This is a genomic window from Pseudomonas sp. MYb2 (assembly GCF_002979955.1).
Lineage (GTDB): Bacteria > Pseudomonadota > Gammaproteobacteria > Pseudomonadales > Pseudomonadaceae > Aquipseudomonas.
This window is the reverse complement of record NZ_PCQC01000019.1, coordinates 68,168-86,146: the sequence shown is the minus strand read 5'-3', so window position 1 is coordinate 86,146 and position 17,979 is coordinate 68,168. Positions and strand designations below refer to the sequence as shown.

Below are 17,979 nucleotides of genomic sequence, written 5' to 3'. Positions count from 1 at the left end.
CTTTTTACGCGGCCGCAGGCAGCCGCGGTTATTCGTTGATACGCCGGGCGAGGCTGTTGGCGCTCTCGATCAGAACCCGGCGATAGTCGTTGTAATTGTTCTTCGCATCGGCCCGTGGAGCGACGATGCACAAGGTGCAAATCGCGATGCCATTGCGGTCTTTGACCGGCGCGGCGAAGCAATGGGTGAAGGTGTCGGCGACGCTGTCGAAGGAGAAAAATCCATCGATACCCGCCTGCCGGATTTCCGCGAGAAAACGTTCCAGAGGCAAACGCTCGCCATCGGGCAGGATGTAGTCGTCTTCGTCGATCAGGTCGATGATCTGTTGATCGCTCAAGTGCGCGAGCAGCAGGCGTCCGGAAGCCGTCCACGGGATCGGCGCGTTTTCGCCGATGTCGGAGGAAATGCGGAAATGCCGCTCGCCCTCCTTCATCAACGCCACCGTGTATTTGCGCCCGTTGAGCAAGCACATCTGCGCGGTTTCACGGGTCTGGCTGACGATCTCCTGCAGGGCGTGATCGGCCTCGCGACTGAGGTCGAAATGGCGCAAATGCGCTTGACCGAGAAAGTACAGTTGCCGTCCCAGATAGACATGACCGTCCTTGCCTACCGGCTCGAGAATCCGTCGTTCCAGCAGCGAAGCGACCAGTTCGTAGACCGTGGATTTCGGGCTGCCGATGCCGTTGGCGATGTCGTTCGGGCGCAGCGGCTGGCCGACTTCCTTGAGGAAATCGAGGATATCGAACGCCCGGTCCAGACCGCGGGCCCGGCGCTTGATGGTGTCTTCGGTCATTTCAGTGGTTCCCATTCAAAGTCGCCGGGAGTTTACCGCTAATGATCGTTCCCATGCTCCGCGTGGGAATGCAGCCCGGGACGCTCTGCGTCCCTTGGAACGCGGAGCGTTCCGAGAGGCATTCCCACGCAGAGCGTAGGAACGATCCGCGTATTGGTCAGGGTTTCTTCTTGTACGCAATGCAATCAATCTCGACCTTGCAGTCGACCATCATGCTCGCCTGCACACAGGCCCGCGCCGGTGCATGTTCGGGCTTGAAGTACTCGCCGAAAACCTTGTTGAAGCTGCTGAAATCACGCGGATCGTCCAGCCACACCCCGGCGCGTACTACGTCTTCCAGGCCATAACCGGCCTCTTCAAGAATCGCGATCAGGTTCGTCATGGTCTGGTGGGTCTGCTCGACAATGCCACCAACAATGATCTCGCCATCCACCGCCGGCACCTGTCCGGACACATGCAGCCAGCCATCCGCCTCAACAGCGCGCGCGAATGGGCGTGGCTGGCCGCCAGCGGCGGTGCTGCCGGTGCCGTAACGAGTAATGCTCATGGGTATTTCTCCTGATTACAAAACGAAAGATTAAAACCGCGTGCTTTTCAGAAACTCAGCCAGACGCGGTGATTGCGGGCGTTCGAACAGCTCCTTGGGAGGCCCCTGCTCTTCGATTCGCCCCTGATTCATGAAAACGATCTTGTCCGAGACCTCAAACGCAAAACGCATCTCGTGGGTCACCAGCAGCATGGTCATGCCGTCTTCGGCCAGGCCCTTGATCACGTTGAGTACTTCGCCGACCAGCTCCGGGTCGAGGGCTGAAGTCACTTCGTCGAACAGCATCAGGCTCGGGTTCATCGCGATAGCACGGGCAATCGCCACGCGCTGCTGCTGACCACCGGACAACTGGCCGGGGAAGTGATTGCGCCGCTCCAGTAAACCGACGCGCTCCAGCCATTTTTCGGCCAGCACTACGGCTTCGTCCTTGTGCATCTTCTTCACCTTGAGCAGGCCCAGGGTGACGTTTTGCAACGCGGTCAGATGCGGGAACAGATTGAATTGCTGGAACGCCATGCCGGTCATTGCGCGATGGCGGGCAATCACTTTTTCAGCGTGCCTGATGCGTTTGCCGTTGGTTTCGTCATAGCCGATCGATTCGCCGTCGAGCAGGATCTGCCCGCCCTGAAACTCTTCGAGCATGTTCACGCAGCGCAGCAGCGTGGTTTTACCCGAACCGCTGGAGCCGATCAGCGTGACCACGTTGCCGCGCTGCATGCTCAAGTCGACCCCCTTAAGGACTTCGACCGCACCGTACTGCTTGTGCAAACCACGGATGTCCAGCAGCGGCTGGCCGTTTTGAACGTTGGAAACTTGAGCTTCAGTCATGGCAAGGCCACCCGCTTTTCAATGTGCCGGCCGAGTATTTCGATGCCGTAGTTGATGACGAAGAACAGAAAACCGGCGAACAGGTAAAACTCCAGGGTCATGAAGTTTCGGGCGATGATCTGTTGGGTGCTGAGGAGCAATTCGGCGACGCCGATCACTGAGAGCAAGGTCGAGGCCTTGACGATTTCGGTGGATGAGTTGACCCAGGTCGGCAGGATCTGCCGCAGTGCCTGAGGCAACAACACGTAGCCGAGGGATTGGTAGAACGTCAGACCGATGGCCTGGCTCGCCTCCATCTGTCCGCGGGGCAAGGCTTGCAGCGCGCCACGGACAATTTCGGCGACGTGCGAGCCACAAAACAGCGTCAAGCCCAAGGCGCCGGCCTGGAACGCGCTGATCTGCCAGCCCAGCGCCGGTGCCATATAGAAGCAGGCCAGCACCAGCACAAACACCGGCGTGCCACGAATCAGATCGACGTAAAAACGAAACGGCGCGCGCATCCAGAATTTGCCGTAGGTCAGCACCAGACCGGCGACCACGCCAAGCATCGTGCCGAGCAGAATTGCCAGCGCCGACACTTGCACACTGGTCAGGAAGCCCTGCCACAGCGGTTCACGGGCGATCCACAATTCATGTAACCAACTGGGAGATTCGTACATCGCAGCCTCCTATCGGCGGATTGCCAAACGCTGCTCCAGGTATCGCAGCAGCATGGCAATGAGGTAACAGGCCGCGACATACAACGCCGTGGTCACCAGCCAGGTTTCAATCACCCGGTAGCTTTCGACGTTGATCTTGCGCGCGTAATAGGTCAGCTCCGGCACCGCAATCGCGGCGGCCAGCGAGGTGTCCTTGAACAGCGAGATGAAGTTGTTCGACAACGCCGGTAAAACATTGCGCAGCATCACCGGCACGGTGACATAGGCCTTGACCTGCCACTCGCCAAGACCGATCGCCAGTCCGGCTTCGCGCTGCCCTTTGGGAATGCTCAGCAAACCGCCGCGGAACACTTCGGTCAGGTAGGCGCCGGCATACAGCGACAACGTAATGATGAACGAAGGGATCTTGTCCAGACGGATCCCAAGGCTCGGCAGTGCAAAGTAGATCAACAGAATCAACACCAGAATCGGCGTGTTACGCACCACCGTGACGTACACCGAAGCCAGCACCCGCAGGGCGCGATGCTTTGACAGCAGCGCAAACGCCATCAGCAGGCCGATCACGCAGCCGATGGCGATCGACACCAGTGCCAGTTCGAGGCCCAGACCGAGCCCCGCCAGCAAGGTGTCGAAATCGCGCCATACGGCGGCAAAGTTCAACTGATAGTTCATAGTCAGCAGTACCTTGAGCGGGGCGACGTGAATCGCCCCACTCTCACGGGATCATTTGAATTCGACTGGGAAACCGATGGCGGGCGACGGCAGATCTACGCCGAACCATTGCTTGAACGACGCCGCGTAAGTCGGGAATTCAACGCCGGTCATGGCCTCATGCAACGCGGTGTTGACGAAATTCAACCAATCCTGATCGCCGCGTTTAACCGCACACGCGTAGGTTTGCGGGCTCCAGGCATAGGTCGGACTGCGGTAGCGGCCAGGGTTCTGCACCATCAGGTATTTGACCGAGGACTGGTCGGTGGCGGCGGCATCGGCGCGGCCGGAGTTCACCGCCTGATACATCAAGTCGACGCTGTCGTACTGATCGACCTTGGCTTTGGGCAGTGCCTGGTGCACCAGTTCTTCGGCGTAGACGTTCTGCAGCACCGCCACGGTGACGCTGTCGCCGGCGGCTTGCAGGTCTTCGATTTCCTTGTACTTGCTGTTGTTCGGCAGCAACAGGCCGACGCCTTCGCGGTAGTACGGCAGCGTGAATGCGACTTGCTGCGCACGACTGGCGGTGACAGTGATGAACTGGCAGCTCATGTCAACCTTGTCGGTGAGCAGATTGGGAATCCGCGCATCGGACGACTGCACCACGAACTCGACCTTGCTCGGATCGTTGAACAGACCTTTGGCGACGATCCGCGCAATGTCGATATCAAAACCCTGCAACTTGCCGTCCGCGCCCTGGAAATGCCACGGCGCATTGGTGCTGCCGGTGCCGACAATCAATTTCCCCCGGGCCAGCACACTGTCGAGCTTGCCGTCGGCCGCCTGGGCCATACCCATGACAGCGGACGAAGCCGCGAGAAGAAAAACACACGCTTTGAACAACGAAGGACGGCGATGCATGGCAAGCACTCCAGATTTGTGTTTATTCCGCTATACCGGAACACGGTTTGTTACTACGGAATAGACAGCAGAAAGTGTGCCACAGGATTCAGTGAGAATCTGCAATGGATTGAAATGTTTCTGGAATCAATGGGATGCAGCAAACAGGGAAGTTATCGCGAGACGCAACTTGGATTGAACGCGCTACTGTGGGCTACACACCGCGAGTAGGAGGTTCCCATTTGGGGCTTGGGTGATCCGGTTCGGTGCAAACCCTGAGACATGGATTCAGCTTTTAAAAGCAATTCAGCGTTTGGCGGCTTCTTTATAACCATCGCCCCGTTCCCGTTTACCGACAGCTATCACGGTGACGATCAAGATTTCATCCTTGACACTCCAGCTCATAAGTCATCTATCGAGACCTTGATAGTCGGGTCATTTTCCCGCTCCTTGCAGAGCGCTATAAACTCCAGGTCCTCCAGGCGCGCCATCATCGTCTCGTACTCTTTGGCGGGTACACAGTAAAACGCTGGCTCATTTCGGTTGAGAATCGCGACTGACTGCCCACCCCCGGCGGCGACGGTTCCCATCGGGTTTTTTTTCAATTCGGAAATACTCGCAACTACGTGAGAAAGAATGATGTATGCCATGACGGTACTCCTTAAGGGGCTTTGAGTGGCACCCAAAATAGCACTCCAAACGAGTCATGACTTCAATGCGACTGAAGATATCATGCGTTCTTTTCCGACGTTTCTGTCTTGCTCGTCGGGTAGCTCTCGTAAATTCGTGGGAAAAAACTCACGGTTTTTACGCGCACCTGTAATTTCTGACAGTAGACCTTGTTGCCCCCTCTCCTTTAACGTCATTGAACCTACAAGGTCATTGAAAAGGAGATTTCAATGAAAGCCATCGCATCGAATACCGATCTGGCTCCGGTTTATTGCAAAGCCCTGAAAACCTGGCGCCCGGTGATTCTGTATTTCGCCAACGAACACTGCCCTGCCTGCGAATGGGCCGGGCCGATCTTTCGTCAGACAGCCGAGCCGTACCGGCAGCGCGCCGACATTTATATGCTCAACACCAGCGAGTCGCCCCGCCATCCGCAAGTGACCGGCACGCCGACAGTGCTGTTCTACAAGAACGGCAGGCTGGTGAAAAAGCTCAAAGGCATCGGCACCGAAGAAACGCTTGCACGGGATTTCGCCGAGCATATCGGCAGGACCAAAGCCCCCTCCGCCCCCCGCAAACCCTCGCATGATCTGACCTGGCTTCGGCAGACCCTGCGCACCCTCTGTACGATCCCACGCGCAAGCCGATGGGACTTTTCCTGAAGTTTCCATCCAAAAAGCCATCAACTGATGGCACTTTCTTCCTGAATCATCGGTAACAAACAAGCCCCAAACCTGATTGGACAAGCTCCCATCCGGCTGCTTTTCTTTATTTCTCAGTAAGAGAACACGCGAAAGGCGTTTCGCCCCAGCGTTGCAAAGTCCAGGAGGGGGTCAATGTCTTTTAAAGTCATGATGGTTTTCGGTACTCGCCCGGAGGCCATCAAAATGGCCCCGCTCGCTCGGGTTCTGCGTCACTGGCCTGACATCCAACTGAACATCTGCTCCACCGGCCAGCATCGCGAGATGCTCACTCAGGTGCTGGACGCCTTCGAGCTGACGGTGGATGAAGACCTGCACGTGATGACCCAGGGCCAGACCCTCAACGGTTTGTCGCAGCATTTGCTGGCACAGCTTGATCAGGCCTACGAACGGGTCAAACCGGACATCGTGCTGGTCCACGGTGACACCACCACCAGCTTCATCGCCGCCCTCGCCGCGTTCAATCGGCAACTGCCCATCGGCCACGTTGAAGCCGGCCTGCGCACCGGCAATCTGCGCGCACCGTGGCCTGAAGAGGCCAATCGACGCCTGACCGGCGTCATCGCCGACCTGCACTTCCCACCGACATCGAAATCCGCCGCCAATCTGCTGCGCGAAGGCGTGCCCGAAGACAACATCGAAATCACCGGCAACACGGTGATCGATGCCTTGTTGTGGATGCGTGCCCACCAGCAACAAACCGATTGGCAGCCAGCAGCTGATTCACCTTTGGCAGTGCTTGATGATCAGCGCAGGATGATTCTGGTCACCAGCCATCGTCGGGAAAACCTCGGCGATGGTTTTCAGAATATTTGTCAGGCCTTGGCAGAACTCGCCGAGCGTTACCCGGACGTGCAATTCGTTTATCCGGTACACCTCAATCCGCTGGTGCAGGAGGTGGTGTACGGCATGCTCGCCAACAAACCCAACATCTATCTGGTCGCACCACAGGATTATCCGAATTTCGTCTGGCTCATGGGCCGTGCGCACTTCATCCTCACCGACTCCGGCGGCGTGCAGGAAGAAGCCCCCGCCATCGGCAAACCGCTGCTGGTGTTGCGCGACGTCACCGAACGGCCCTCGGTGCTGGAAAGCGGCACCATGCTGCTGGTCGGCACCGACAAGGCCCGCATCATCAAGGAAGCCGCGCAACTGCTCGACGACGAAGAGACCTATACGCGCATGAGCCGTGTGCATTTCCCTTATGGCGATGGTCACGCCAGCGAATTGATTGCCTCCCGCCTGCACGCCTGGTTGAGCGCACGCTCGGCGGCGGGTAACGGGGTATGAGTCTGGGTTGGGTCGATTTCTTTGCGTATGTGTTGTTTGCTCTCAAATATGTGGCGATTGTCCTCGCCTTGTTGATGTTCATCCTGGGTCTGGATGACCTGTTCATCGACCTTGTGTACTGGGGCCGCAGGCTGATCCGGCGCTGGCGAATCTACGAAAAATACGAGCGCGCCGATGAGGAGCGTCTGTACGCGATCCCGGAAAAACCGCTGGCGATCATGGTCCCGGCATGGAATGAAGTCGGTGTGGTCGGCGAAATGGCGCGCCTTGCTGCCTCGACCATCGACTATGAGAACTATCAGATTTTTGTCGGCACCTACCCCAACGACGGCGAAACTCAAGCCGACGTCGATGCGGTTTGCCAGCATTACCCCAACGTGCACAAAGTGGTCTGCGCCCGCCCTGGCCCGACCAGCAAAGCCGACTGCCTGAACAACATCATCGACGCGATCCTGCGCTTTGAAAGCGAGGCAAAAATCCAGTTCGCCGGGTTCATCCTGCACGACGCCGAAGACGTGATTTCGCCGATGGAATTGCGTCTGTACAACTATCTTCTGCCTAACAAGGACCTGATCCAGATCCCGGTCTACCCCTATGCACCGGAATGGAAAGGCTTCACTGCCGGTCACTATGTCGATGAGTTCGCCGAGAACCACGGCAAGGACGTCATCGTCCGCGAGGCCTTGACCGGTCAGGTGCCCAGCGCCGGCGTCGGCACCTGCTTCAGCCGCAAGGCCATCAGCGCCCTGCTCGAAGACGGCGACGGTATCGCTTTCGATGTACAGAGTCTCACCGAAGACTACGACATCGGCTTCCGCCTCAAGCAGAAAGGCATGAAGTGCATTTTCGCCCGCTACTCGGTCAGCAATCCGAAACTGGCGCTGGAGCAACCGTGGGTGTTCGGCATGAACCGCGAGTTCTCCCAGGTGATCTGTGTCCGTGAACATTTTCCTCGGGATTTGCAGCACGCGATCCGGCAGAAATCGCGCTGGATCGTCGGCATCGTGTTTCAGGGCACCAAGAACCTTGGCTGGAGCCGCAAGGGCCTGCTCAACTATTTCCTCTGGCGCGACCGACGCGGCCTGATTGCCTACATGCTGAGTTTTCTGGTCAACCTGCTGTTTGTTGTATTGATCGTCATGTGGCTGGTGACGGTGGTTTCCCCAGAGTCGTGGCGTTACCCGTCGATTCTCTCCGACAGTTCCATCCTGCCCGTGCTGCTCTGGCTGAACGGCTTCATGCTGCTCAACCGCCTGTTCCAGCGCGGCTGGTTCGTCACCCGTTATTACGGACTGGGCGAGGGCCTGCTGTCGGCACCACGAATGATGTGGAGCAACTTCGTGAACTTCTTCGCCAATCTGCGCGCGCTTAAACAGGTTATGGAAATGGGCGACTCCCGCCGCGTGGCGTGGGACAAGACCACCCATGAGTTCCCCGCCCTGACCAAAGCCCAACGCACACCGCTGGGCCATCGTCTGGTGGAAAAAGGCTTGCTGACCGAGGAACAACTGGAAGCGGCGATCACCAGTCCGGTACGTCGACGTCTGGGACGTGAATTGTTGTTGCGCGAGTACATCGACAGTACGCAACTGGTGCAGGCGCTGGCTGAACAACTCGACCTGGAGTGGGCGCCGCTCAATCCATTCAAACTCGACAAACGCCTGATTGATGCCGTGCCGCGCCGCGTGGCCTCGCACTATGGCGTGCTGCCGGTCGCTGAAGATGGCGAAACCCTCGTGCTGGCGTCGGAAGGCCCGGTCAGTCAGGTGTCGCTCGGCGCGATCAGCCGTCAATTGAAACGCCCGGTACGCTGCCGACTGGCACCGCAGGGCCGGGTGACTTTGGGGATTCGTCACTGGTACGCGAGCCCCCGTCAGAATGCGCAAGTGCGTCATATGCTTGAAGTGCTGGAGCGTCACCAGGACGATGAAGCCTTGCTGGAACGCGTCAGCCGCCATCAGGTGTTGCTGGGCAATTTGCTGCAGGTACGCGGGATGGTGCCCCCCACCCTGTTCAATCAGGCGTTGATCGACTTCGACGCCGAGAAGATGTCGCTCGGCGAACACCTGATCTCCCGGGGCATGATCACCCAGGACGTACTCGATCAGGCACTGGCCGACCAGGCCAGCGAACAACAAGCCGCCTACCGCATCGTCCGGGAGGTCGCATGAGGCCTGTTCAGCGTCACACCCTGTTGCTGGGCAGCCTGTTGCTCGGCCTGAGCACAGCGTACCCATTGCAAGCCGCACCGCTGAGTGATTTCGAGCAGTTTCGCAGCTATCCCTACATGGATCGCAGCTATCGCGAGGCGAAAAAGGGCAACTGGAAAGAAGTTGAACGCTTGATGCGGCACTTGCTGGAGAAGGTGCCGAAAAACGATGAGGCAAGGGCCTTGCTCGTCGAGTCATTGGCCAAACAGCGTCGCTACAAGGATGCGATTCAGGCATTGCCAAAGGACAACAGTGAAGCAGTGCTCGACTTGCGTCTGACCTGGATCGAGCAGGATCCGCCGAGCAGCACGCAAGTCGAACAATGGATGGCCACCAGCGACCTCAACGACCGCGTACGGCTTTGGCAGGCTTACAGCTTGAGCCTGGCCAAGTTCGGCGGTGCGGCCAAGGCCCACGACTGGCTGGCGCAACTTTCGCCCAAGGGCGATGAAAACATTCTGCGTCTGGCCCGCGCCAACTGGTCGGAACAATTGCGCGACTGGAGCGGCACCATCGGCGAACTGGCGCCGCTTGCGGCCCGCAAACAGCTGGACGCCGAAGGCTGGCAGCGGCTGGCCAATGCCTACGTACAACGTCTCGATGAAAAACCCTTGCAACAGCTGTTGCAGCAGGCACCTGACCCGCAAGCGGCGCGCAAGGTGCGTCTGGCGATGGTCGATCGCGCCATCGCCATGGGCCACGACCAACAGGCGCAGCGCTGGCTGCAATCGCTGCCCGCCGCCGACCTGGCCGACCCGGCGCAACGCCAGCGCCTGTGGGAACTGGCGCGGCAAACCGACGACGTCCCCACCGTGCAACGTCTGAGCAACGATTTACAGCGTCCGTGCCTGGAAACCACCGAGTGGCTATCGCGCCATGACCCCGAAGCCGCTTTGACGCAACTACGCCAGTGCCAGCCATCAGAGGATCCGCAAGCCTGGCTGGTTCTCGCTCAGCGCCTGCAAGCGACGGACTTGCTGCAGAGCACGCGTTTGCCCGAGCCGTGGGACAGTCGTCGCCAGGCGCAACTGGTCGATGTCTGGCAGGAACAGGGCGAGAGCAGCAAAGTCATGGTCTGGCTCGCGGGCCAGACGCAGACCCCGGCGGTGGTCAAGCGCAGGGCCGAACTGGCCCAACGCATGGGGCGCCGTACGGAAGAGCAAACGCTGTGGGAATACCACTATCGGCAAACCGGCAACCTGGCGTCACTGAATCAGGCCAGTTTCCTCGCACTGCAAAGCGGTGATCGCGCCCACGCCCGGCAACTGCTGGAAAATGCTTATGACCGTCACGGCGCGCGCCTGCCGCCTGTAGCTCTGCAACGTTTGGCGGGGCTTTACGCGTCGTCGAAAGACATCACGCCCGCGCAACAACGGCGTATGGCCTCTTTGATCAGTCATATCGACGGTGCTACCCGTGGCCAACTGCTCGCACAACTCGCCGAAACCGGGCAATGCGATGCGGTACAACAAGCCATCGGCAGTCACCCGCAAGCGGCTGGCGACTATCGCGCCCTCGCCCGCTGTGCGATGCCTGATCGTCCCGGCGAAGCCGTGGTGTATTACCAGCAGGCAGAAAAACTGGGCGATCGCAGCAGTCGCTTGCCGTTGGCCTATGCGCTGGAGGCGGCGGGCGACTCCACCGGCGCACTGGCCATCTGGCGCAGCATTCCGGCCGCCGAACTCACCGACAATGCACGCCTGACTGCAAGCCGAAGTGCATTGAATGCCGGTGACAATCAAGCGGCCGAGCGCTTCTGGCAACAAAGCAGCACTCGCGGCGCCAATGAATGGTCGCTTGGCGCGGCCATCGCCGACGCTCGCGGCGATCATGCCGAGGCGCTGCAACGGCAACGCCGAGCCTTGCAAATCGCTCCGGACGCCGGGCATTTTTATGCCGCTTCGGTTTCCGCGCAAAAGGCTGGCGACCTGGCGCAAAGTGATGCCTGGCTTGCCGAAGCGGTGCGCCGCGATCCAGCCAATCCGCGTTATCGCGCCGACTACGGCATGCGTCTGTCCGGTGCGCCAAGCCGCGAAGAACGCGCAACGGCCATCCCCTATCTGCAACAGGCGACCCGCGATTTTCCCGAGGACTATCACCTTGGCGAAACCCTGGCCTGGCGTTACGACGAAATCGAGGACAGTGCCTCGGCACGTAAAGAGCTGCGTCGGGTTATCGATCTGGAACAGAACCCGGTGGCCGCCGACGATGAGGACGGCAGCATGGAGGCCCGGCGTTATCGTCAGCGCCGCGCCCATGAAGCGCTGTCCCGGCGCGACAATTTTACTATCGCCAGTACCTGGTCACCCGCCGGCGTATCGACTAACGACTTTCTGCGTGACGACGACAGCCAGGGTTCAAATCGCAGCCCCAACTCGCAAAACGTCCAGGTTGCGATGTGGGATCACGCTCTGGGTGAGGAACCAAGCCGCGCCGGCAGCTCGCTGTCGGTTTATGGTCGCGTGTTGCTCGGCGGGCAAAGCCGCACCCGCTACGCCGAATCCGTGGCGGCAGGCGTGGGCTTGCGTTACAAGCCGTGGGGTACGCAAAACATCAACTTCTACGGCGAGATCTACAAGCAAAGCCAGTTCGACGACAAGGACAACCACGGCCTGAGCCTCGGCCAGTTGATCAATCCCGACAAACTCTCGGACCAACTCGATGACCACCGCCAGGACGGCCACACCACTACCGACTACCTGCTGCGCGCCACCGCGTCGTTCCTCGATCAGGGCAAATACCGCAACGACTGGCGCGTTGACGAAAGCGAATGGGATGAGCGCTTCCTCTACCTCGACGCTGCATGGTGGACCAAGGCTGGCGATCACCAATGGCTGTCCCGTTTCCAGCAAGGTCATACCTGGAAGCTGCCGTTAAATGGCGCGCAGACCATCATGCCGTATGGTTTCCTCGAGTTCGCCAGCCAGGATCCGAGCAACGATTGGCGGCAAGACCTGCGCACCGGTGTCGGCCTGCGATGGCAGTGGTGGTACGACGATGATCGCTACAACGCCTACCGTTCCAAACTGACGGTGCGCACCGAATATCAACAGTCCCTGGGCGGCAATCTGTATGAAGGTGGCAACGGTGTGCTGCTGGGCGTGGAGTGGAATTTCTGATGGCGCGCTGGATGCTGTGTTTCTGCCTGATGTTTGGCTCACTCTTCGCACGAGCCGATGAGCGTGTGTTCTATCAACCGCTGAATGTCGATGCCAGCCTCAGTCAGGCGCAGTGGCAGAAAATCTGGCAGGACACCGCCAGACAGGGCGCGCGAACCCTGATTGTGCAATGGACCGCCTATGGCGACTCCAATTTCGGCGGCGCCAACGGCTGGCTCGCCAACAGCCTCAAGCTCGCCCAACAGCAAGGTTTGCAATTGGTGTTGGGATTGAAGATGGACCCGGCCTATTACCAACGCATCGACGAACTGGACAGCGCCGCCCTCGGCAAATATTGGCAAGCGCAATTGGGTCAGTCGCTGGCTCAGCAGCGCCGACTGCGCGAAGACTGGAAACTCACGGTACAAGGCTGGTACTTGCCGCTGGAGCTGGATGACTTCCACTTTCTCGCGGCGGACCGTCGTATGACGCTGCAAAAGCAGCTCAAGGATTTCGCCGCAAAAATCGATGCGCCGCTGCATGTCAGCGCATTCAGTGCCGGCAAACTGGCCCCAACGGTAAACGGGCAGTGGCTGGGCGATTTGAGCGCACTGGGTATTCAGGTGTGGTGGCAGGACGGCGCCGGCACAGGTCGCTTGCCGGTGGTCGTGCGTGAAGGTTATGCCAGCGCACTGCCCTGCTCCGTCGGCATTGTGCGTGAAGCGTTTCGTCAGGTCAGCCGTGAAGGCCAGCCCTTCCACGCCGAACCCGTCGCCCCGGATGCGACATCGACCGGGTGTCATCCCGGCGCAGTGTTTTCACTGCGCTATCGTCCATGGGGCCGAGTGATTCTCGACAACCAGCGCAACCATCAGGGCGGCAATGTACAAAACCATTGAAGAGCAAGTACTGAAGAAAACTGCGCCCGCCGAATTGCGGGCGGAGTTCATCCAGCATGAATTCGAGCGCATGCAGTCGTTCAGCCTGCTGATCTACATCGTCAGCATTGGCATGTGGCTGTTATTCGACCTGATCGTAAGTTTCCTCGGCGGTCAGGGATTCACTTGGCGCTCGATGATTTTCCTGGCGCTGTTTGCGGTGTTGACCGTGGTGCTGGCCTTCACCCGCAAGGCTCATCACTTCAATGTCATCACCGTGCTGTTCGTGCTGGGACTGACCGTTGGCATACGCTTTATCGTCAACGGTCTGCCACCCGCCGTACACAGTTCCTGGCTGGTGCTCGCGGCCGCCAGCATGCTCTACAGCATCTCGGTGCTGCCGCTGAGTCGCTGGTCATTCTTTGTCGTTCAAGTGCTGATCTGGGTACTGCTCAACCCCTTCATCAATACCACTATCAGCCTGATCGAACTGAGGGGTGTACTGACCGCGTGCTACAGCGTGTTTCTCTGCGCACTGACCATCTACACCTTTCTGAAATTGCGCGAAGCCAAGCTCTACAACTACATCATGTCCAGGCTGCTGCTGGATCAGGCCTATAACGACCCCCTCACGGAAATCCCCAACCGTCGCTCATTCATGACCGTCGCCGAACAACATCTGCAAGCCGTGCCTCGCGAACATGACCACTACCTGGCAATGATCGACATCGACAACTTCAAGAAAGTGAATGACACCTATGGCCACGACGTCGGTGATGAGGTGCTGAAACGCATCGCCGCCGATATCAAAACCGTCATGCTGCCGTTCGATTACGCCCGGCTGGGCGGTGAAGAGTTTGCGATTTATCTGGCCGGCGTGCGGCGAGAAGACGTTGAAGCCCTCGCGACCGAACTGTGCCGATTGGTGCGCGAGCAACCCACACGGCACCCAGTGACCATCAGCATCGGCTTGACCTGCGTGGAGGACAACGACACCTTGACTCAGGCTTTGATCAAGGCGGATGCGGCACTGTATGAGTCAAAGCATACCGGCAAGGATCGGTACACTTTTCATCAGTAGATTTAGCTGGCTTCGGTATTACGCGGCCTCGGGAACCAACAACACCCGCGTCACCCGCCGCTCCTCAACCGCCAGAACGGTCATTTGCCAACCTTCATGCGTCAGGCAATCACCCTTCATCGGCAAACGGTCCAGCAAGCTCATCACCAACCCGGCCATGGTCTGGTAGTCCTCGGTCGGCTCGGCGCCAAAACCGGTGCGCTGGCGAACCCGCGTCAGGTTCAATGCACCGCTGACCATAAATCCGCCCTGCTCTTCGACGACGTCCGGGCCTTCGATTTCACTGGCATCGGGTAGCTCACCGGCAATCGATTCAAGGATGTCGGTCATGGTCAACACACCGACAAAATCACCGAATTCATTGACCACGAAGGCAATGTGCGTCGACGCACCGCGCATTTGCTCCAGCGCGTTCAGAATCGAGTAGCTGTCGAGCAGATTGACGGTCTTGCGGGCCAAATGCTCCAGATTCGGTTCATTACCGGCCAAGTATTCCTTGAGCAATTCTTTCTTGTGCACGAAACCCAAGGGTTCATCCACCGCACCGTCACGAATCAACGGCAGGCGCGAGTAGGACGAATGCATCAACTTCGTACGAATCGCCTCCGCGTCATCAGCCAGATCGATGCTGTCGACATCGGCGCGCACGGTCATCAGGGCGCGGATCGGGCGCTCCGCCAGTTGCAGCACGCCACTGATCATCACTCGTTCGCGGCGATCAAACAGCTCGGCAGTCGGTGCCTCGCCATCGTCCAGCAGGTCGGAAATCTCCTCGCCAACCTCTTCCACCGCCAACTTGCGCCCACCGAGCAAGCGCATGACCGCGTGGGCCGTGCGCTCGCGCATCGGGCGCAGGCCTTGCATCGAACGCTTGCGTCGGGCGCGGGCAATCTGGTTGAACACCTCGATCAGGATCGAGAAACCGATGGCCGCGTACAGATAACCTTTCGGGATGTGGAAGCCCAAACCTTCAGCGGTCAGGGCAAAGCCGATCATCATCAAGAAGCCCAGACACAGCATGATCACCGTCGGGTGGGCGTTGACGAAGCGCGTCAACGGTTTGCTGGCAACGATCATCAGGCCAATGGAAATGATCACCGCGATCATCATCACCGCGAGTTCATCGACCATGCCCACGGCGGTAATCACCGCGTCGAGCGAGAACACCGCATCGAGCACCACGATCTGCGCGACGATCGGCCAGAACAAGGCATACGCGGTATTCGTCGACCGCTCGCCAACGTGCCCCTCCAAGCGTTCGTGCAATTCCATCGTTGCTTTGAACAACAGGAACACACCACCGAACAGCATGATCAAGTCACGGCCGGAGAAGCTCTTGTCGAACACTTCGAACAACGGCTGCGTGAGGGTGACCAGCCAGGAAATGCTCGCCAACAGGCCCAGACGCATGATCAGTGCCAACGACAGGCCGATGATCCGCGCGCGGTCACGTTGATGCGGTGGCAGTTTGTCCGCGAGGATTGCGATGAACACCAGGTTGTCGATACCCAGCACCAGTTCCAGCACGATCAGAGTCAACAGGCCTAACCAGGCCGTGGGATCCGCTAACCATTCCATAAAACGTCTCGATCTCTCTTCAGTGAATTCAGGCTGCCGGACACGGCAAAGCGCAACGCGAAGGCTCAAGAGCCGCGTTAACAACGATAGTCGGGTGTCGGAAAACCGGATGCTGCGAGTGCGTCAAGACCGCGCAATGGCGCGTGGGGGAACTACAACTGGGAGGTTCCAAGAGGGTGTTCATGCAAATCCTGAATGAAAAATGGCCTTGGAGCGTACAGGCTTTGGGAACATTTCCTACAGCGGCAAATCATTTCAAAATCTGTAGCAAGCTGAAAAGCTTCGCGAGCAGGCTCGCTCTCACAGAAGTCTCAGATGTGAATGTGATGCTTGGTTTGACATCGAACCCTATGGGAGCGGGCTTGCCCGCGAAGAGGCCCGCTCAGACACCGCAACCTTCAAAGTTCGTCGATATGCCGATAATCCGCCTCGAGCGCCGCCGCCAGTTCCTTGGCCCGCCCTAGTCGAATCGGCCCGCGCTCAATGTCGACCAACAGCCCCGGACAGGTTACTGCCGACATCGCACCGAGATCCTTCAAGCGCCCATCGGTGACCACCAGCAATCGCTGTTGCTCGGCAGGAAAGCGCTTGCGCCGAACCGTTAACCATTGCTGTGCCTGCGCCAGCGCCGCCAGCAACGGTGTACCGCCACCCGCGCCTAACTGATCAAGCCAGACGCCCAGTCCGCTGGACGCTTTCAAACCCTGCACCTGCCATTTCGGCGTGGTGCCACTGGCGGTCAACAATGCCAGCCGCGCACGCTGTCGATAGGCGTCATCGAACAACTGCGCGAGCAAGCCCTTGGCGTCCCGCAAGGCATGATGACGACGAGTCGAAGCCGACGCATCGACGATCACCAGCCACAGTTCGTGGGGCGAACGCGTGCGCAATTGGAACAGCAGATCTTCACGCACTCGAGGACGCCCATTGAGCAAGGTGCCCGGCCAGTTCACCGTACCGCTGCGGGCCACATGGCGCTTGCCCTGACGTCCACCGTCCAGTTGTCCGGCCCGGGGTTTGGCATTCGCCCCCGCTGCGGATCGGGGGCGAATGCTTACGGCTTTTTTGGTAGCGGCCAACTCGGCACTTCGCGGCGGGCGCCAGTGGCTAAGGCGGGCGCAGGCATGTCGCCCCACTCGCCCTGCCCTTCGCTCGGCTTTGTGGCCTGAGTCTCGGCCGGCGACTGTGCAGACTGTTGCGGAGCCGATGGCGGTTGCTCACGACGACGATGGCGCAGGGCAAACTCGGCAACGGCGTCGATGTCTTCTTCGCCAATCTCCGCTGCCCCGCGCCATGCCGCGTGGGCACGAGCCGCACGCAGCCAAACCAGATCAGCGCGCAGGCCATCCACCCCGGCAGCAAAACAACGTTCGGTAATTTGTGCCAACGCAGTATCGTCCAGCGCAATGTTGGTCAAGGCCGCGCGAGCGTGTTCACAACGAGTGCGCAAAGCTTGTTGTTCGCCTTGCCATTGCGCACAGAAGCCTTGCGGATCACTGTCGAAATCGAGTCGACGCCGGATGATCTGACCCCGCTCGATGGGCGCGGTGTGGCCGCTGAGGGCAACGTTCAGACCGAAGCGGTCGAGCAATTGCGGGCGCAATTCGCCTTCTTCCGGGTTCATCGTGCCGATGAGGACGAACTTCGCCGAGTGCCGATGGGAAATACCGTCACGCTCGATCAGGTTGGTGCCGCTGGCGGCGACGTCGAGCAGCAGATCGACCAAGTGATCGGCCAGCAGATTGACCTCGTCGACGTAGAGCACGCCGCCGTCCGCCTTGGCCAGCACACCGGGAGAAAACTGCGCGCGACCTTCGCTCAGTGCGGCATCGAGGTCCAGCGTGCCGACCAGGCGCTCTTCGGTGGCGCCCAACGGCAAGGTGACGAACTGGCCGCTGGCAAGCAGATCGGCCAGGCCTCGGGCCAACGTGGATTTGGCCATGCCGCGCGGGCCTTCGATCAGCACACCGCCGATTTTCGGGTCGATGGCGGTGAGGCACAGAGCGAGTTTCAGGTCATTGGCGCCGACCACGGCGGAGAGCGGGAAATGCGGGGTGTCGGTCATTTGGGTTTTCTCTGTCGTGGTCTTTGGTGTG

At 59.3% G+C, this 17,979-nt stretch carries 16 protein-coding genes; 6 read left to right on the top strand and 10 right to left on the bottom strand.

Annotated features, from left to right (window positions below; genetic code table 11):
- Positions 1–28 precede the first annotated feature (28 nt).
- The 7 genes from CQ009_RS24555 to CQ009_RS24525 all read right to left on the bottom strand — a co-directional run bounded on the left by CQ009_RS24555 (position 29) and on the right by CQ009_RS24525 (position 5,028).
- Complete coding sequence (locus tag CQ009_RS24555; protein ID WP_105708989.1) at positions 29–793, bottom strand: IclR family transcriptional regulator; 765 nt, start codon at positions 791–793, stop codon at positions 29–31.
- A gap of 157 nt (positions 794–950) precedes the next feature.
- Positions 951–1,340, bottom strand: a complete 390-nt coding sequence (locus CQ009_RS24550; RefSeq protein WP_064390263.1) for a RidA family protein — start codon at positions 1,338–1,340, stop codon at positions 951–953.
- 30 nt (positions 1,341–1,370) lie between these two features.
- Entirely contained in the window at positions 1,371–2,168 is a 798-nt protein-coding gene (locus CQ009_RS24545) for an amino acid ABC transporter ATP-binding protein (RefSeq protein WP_105708988.1), read from the bottom strand.
- Positions 2,165–2,827, bottom strand: coding sequence for an amino acid ABC transporter permease (locus CQ009_RS24540; protein ID WP_105708987.1), 663 nt, complete (start codon positions 2,825–2,827; stop codon positions 2,165–2,167). The genes CQ009_RS24545 and CQ009_RS24540 overlap by 4 nt, the downstream gene beginning before the upstream one ends.
- Before the next feature lie 9 nt (positions 2,828–2,836).
- A complete protein-coding gene (locus CQ009_RS24535; RefSeq protein ID WP_003225455.1) occupies positions 2,837–3,499 on the bottom strand; it encodes an amino acid ABC transporter permease in 663 nt (220 codons plus the stop codon).
- Between the two features lie 51 nt (positions 3,500–3,550).
- Positions 3,551–4,399, bottom strand: coding sequence for a transporter substrate-binding domain-containing protein (locus tag CQ009_RS24530; protein ID WP_105708986.1), 849 nt, complete (start codon positions 4,397–4,399; stop codon positions 3,551–3,553).
- Between the two features lie 380 nt (positions 4,400–4,779).
- Complete coding sequence (locus tag CQ009_RS24525; protein ID WP_105708985.1) at positions 4,780–5,028, bottom strand: type II toxin-antitoxin system Phd/YefM family antitoxin; 249 nt, start codon at positions 5,026–5,028, stop codon at positions 4,780–4,782.
- 249 nt (positions 5,029–5,277) lie between these two features.
- Here CQ009_RS24525 and CQ009_RS24520 point away from each other — a divergent pair, with 249 nt between their 5' ends.
- The 6 genes from CQ009_RS24520 (at position 5,278) to CQ009_RS24495 (ending at position 14,305) form a co-directional block, all read left to right on the top strand.
- Positions 5,278–5,709: a co-chaperone YbbN gene (locus CQ009_RS24520; protein WP_105708984.1), complete on the top strand. Its 432-nt coding sequence runs from the start codon at positions 5,278–5,280 to the stop codon at positions 5,707–5,709.
- A 174-nt stretch (positions 5,710–5,883) separates the two neighbouring features.
- Complete coding sequence (wecB, locus tag CQ009_RS24515) at positions 5,884–7,038, top strand: non-hydrolyzing UDP-N-acetylglucosamine 2-epimerase (protein ID WP_064390267.1); 1,155 nt, start codon at positions 5,884–5,886, stop codon at positions 7,036–7,038.
- Positions 7,035–9,209: a cyclic di-3',5'-guanylate-activated glycosyltransferase NrfB gene (gene nrfB, locus CQ009_RS24510; protein ID WP_105708983.1), complete on the top strand. Its 2,175-nt coding sequence runs from the start codon at positions 7,035–7,037 to the stop codon at positions 9,207–9,209. The genes wecB and nrfB overlap by 4 nt, the downstream gene beginning before the upstream one ends.
- On the top strand, positions 9,206–12,367 hold the full coding sequence (locus CQ009_RS24505; protein WP_105708982.1) for a phage receptor: 3,162 nt from the start codon (positions 9,206–9,208) through the stop codon (positions 12,365–12,367). The genes nrfB and CQ009_RS24505 overlap by 4 nt, the downstream gene beginning before the upstream one ends.
- Positions 12,367–13,245: a DUF4434 family protein gene (locus CQ009_RS24500; RefSeq protein WP_105708981.1), complete on the top strand. Its 879-nt coding sequence runs from the start codon at positions 12,367–12,369 to the stop codon at positions 13,243–13,245. Before CQ009_RS24505 ends, CQ009_RS24500 begins: the two co-directional genes overlap by 1 nt.
- Positions 13,229–14,305 (top strand): GGDEF domain-containing protein, encoded by a 1,077-nt coding sequence (locus CQ009_RS24495; RefSeq protein ID WP_105708980.1) that lies wholly within the window; start codon positions 13,229–13,231, stop codon positions 14,303–14,305. Before CQ009_RS24500 ends, CQ009_RS24495 begins: the two co-directional genes overlap by 17 nt.
- An 18-nt stretch (positions 14,306–14,323) precedes the next feature.
- Here CQ009_RS24495 and CQ009_RS24490 read toward each other — a convergent pair whose 3' ends face one another.
- The 3 genes from CQ009_RS24490 to CQ009_RS24475 form a co-directional block, all read right to left on the bottom strand.
- Complete coding sequence (locus CQ009_RS24490) at positions 14,324–15,883, bottom strand: TerC family protein (protein ID WP_105708979.1); 1,560 nt, start codon at positions 15,881–15,883, stop codon at positions 14,324–14,326.
- A 398-nt stretch (positions 15,884–16,281) separates the two neighbouring features.
- Entirely contained in the window at positions 16,282–16,962 is a 681-nt protein-coding gene (locus CQ009_RS24480; RefSeq protein WP_256585495.1) for a VWA domain-containing protein, read from the bottom strand.
- On the bottom strand, positions 16,938–17,948 hold the full coding sequence (locus tag CQ009_RS24475; protein WP_105708977.1) for an ATP-binding protein: 1,011 nt from the start codon (positions 17,946–17,948) through the stop codon (positions 16,938–16,940). Before CQ009_RS24475 ends, CQ009_RS24480 begins: the two co-directional genes overlap by 25 nt.
- Positions 17,949–17,979 lie beyond the last annotated feature (31 nt).

Coding starts and splice junctions, on each gene's coding strand:
- CQ009_RS24555 (WP_105708989.1), bottom strand. CDS start 793: ATGACCGAAGACACCATCAAGCGCCGGGCCCGCGGTCTGGACCGGGCG.
- CQ009_RS24550 (WP_064390263.1), bottom strand. CDS start 1,340: ATGAGCATTACTCGTTACGGCACCGGCAGCACCGCCGCTGGCGGCCAG.
- CQ009_RS24545 (WP_105708988.1), bottom strand. CDS start 2,168: ATGACTGAAGCTCAAGTTTCCAACGTTCAAAACGGCCAGCCGCTGCTG.
- CQ009_RS24540 (WP_105708987.1), bottom strand. CDS start 2,827: ATGTACGAATCTCCCAGTTGGTTACATGAATTGTGGATCGCCCGTGAA.
- CQ009_RS24535 (WP_003225455.1), bottom strand. CDS start 3,499: ATGAACTATCAGTTGAACTTTGCCGCCGTATGGCGCGATTTCGACACC.
- CQ009_RS24530 (WP_105708986.1), bottom strand. CDS start 4,399: ATGCATCGCCGTCCTTCGTTGTTCAAAGCGTGTGTTTTTCTTCTCGCG.
- CQ009_RS24525 (WP_105708985.1), bottom strand. CDS start 5,028: ATGGCATACATCATTCTTTCTCACGTAGTTGCGAGTATTTCCGAATTG.
- CQ009_RS24520 (WP_105708984.1), top strand. CDS start 5,278: ATGAAAGCCATCGCATCGAATACCGATCTGGCTCCGGTTTATTGCAAA.
- wecB (WP_064390267.1), top strand. CDS start 5,884: ATGTCTTTTAAAGTCATGATGGTTTTCGGTACTCGCCCGGAGGCCATC.
- nrfB (WP_105708983.1), top strand. CDS start 7,035: ATGAGTCTGGGTTGGGTCGATTTCTTTGCGTATGTGTTGTTTGCTCTC.
- CQ009_RS24505 (WP_105708982.1), top strand. CDS start 9,206: ATGAGGCCTGTTCAGCGTCACACCCTGTTGCTGGGCAGCCTGTTGCTC.
- CQ009_RS24500 (WP_105708981.1), top strand. CDS start 12,367: ATGGCGCGCTGGATGCTGTGTTTCTGCCTGATGTTTGGCTCACTCTTC.
- CQ009_RS24495 (WP_105708980.1), top strand. CDS start 13,229: ATGTACAAAACCATTGAAGAGCAAGTACTGAAGAAAACTGCGCCCGCC.
- CQ009_RS24490 (WP_105708979.1), bottom strand. CDS start 15,883: ATGGAATGGTTAGCGGATCCCACGGCCTGGTTAGGCCTGTTGACTCTG.
- CQ009_RS24475 (WP_105708977.1), bottom strand. CDS start 17,948: ATGACCGACACCCCGCATTTCCCGCTCTCCGCCGTGGTCGGCGCCAAT.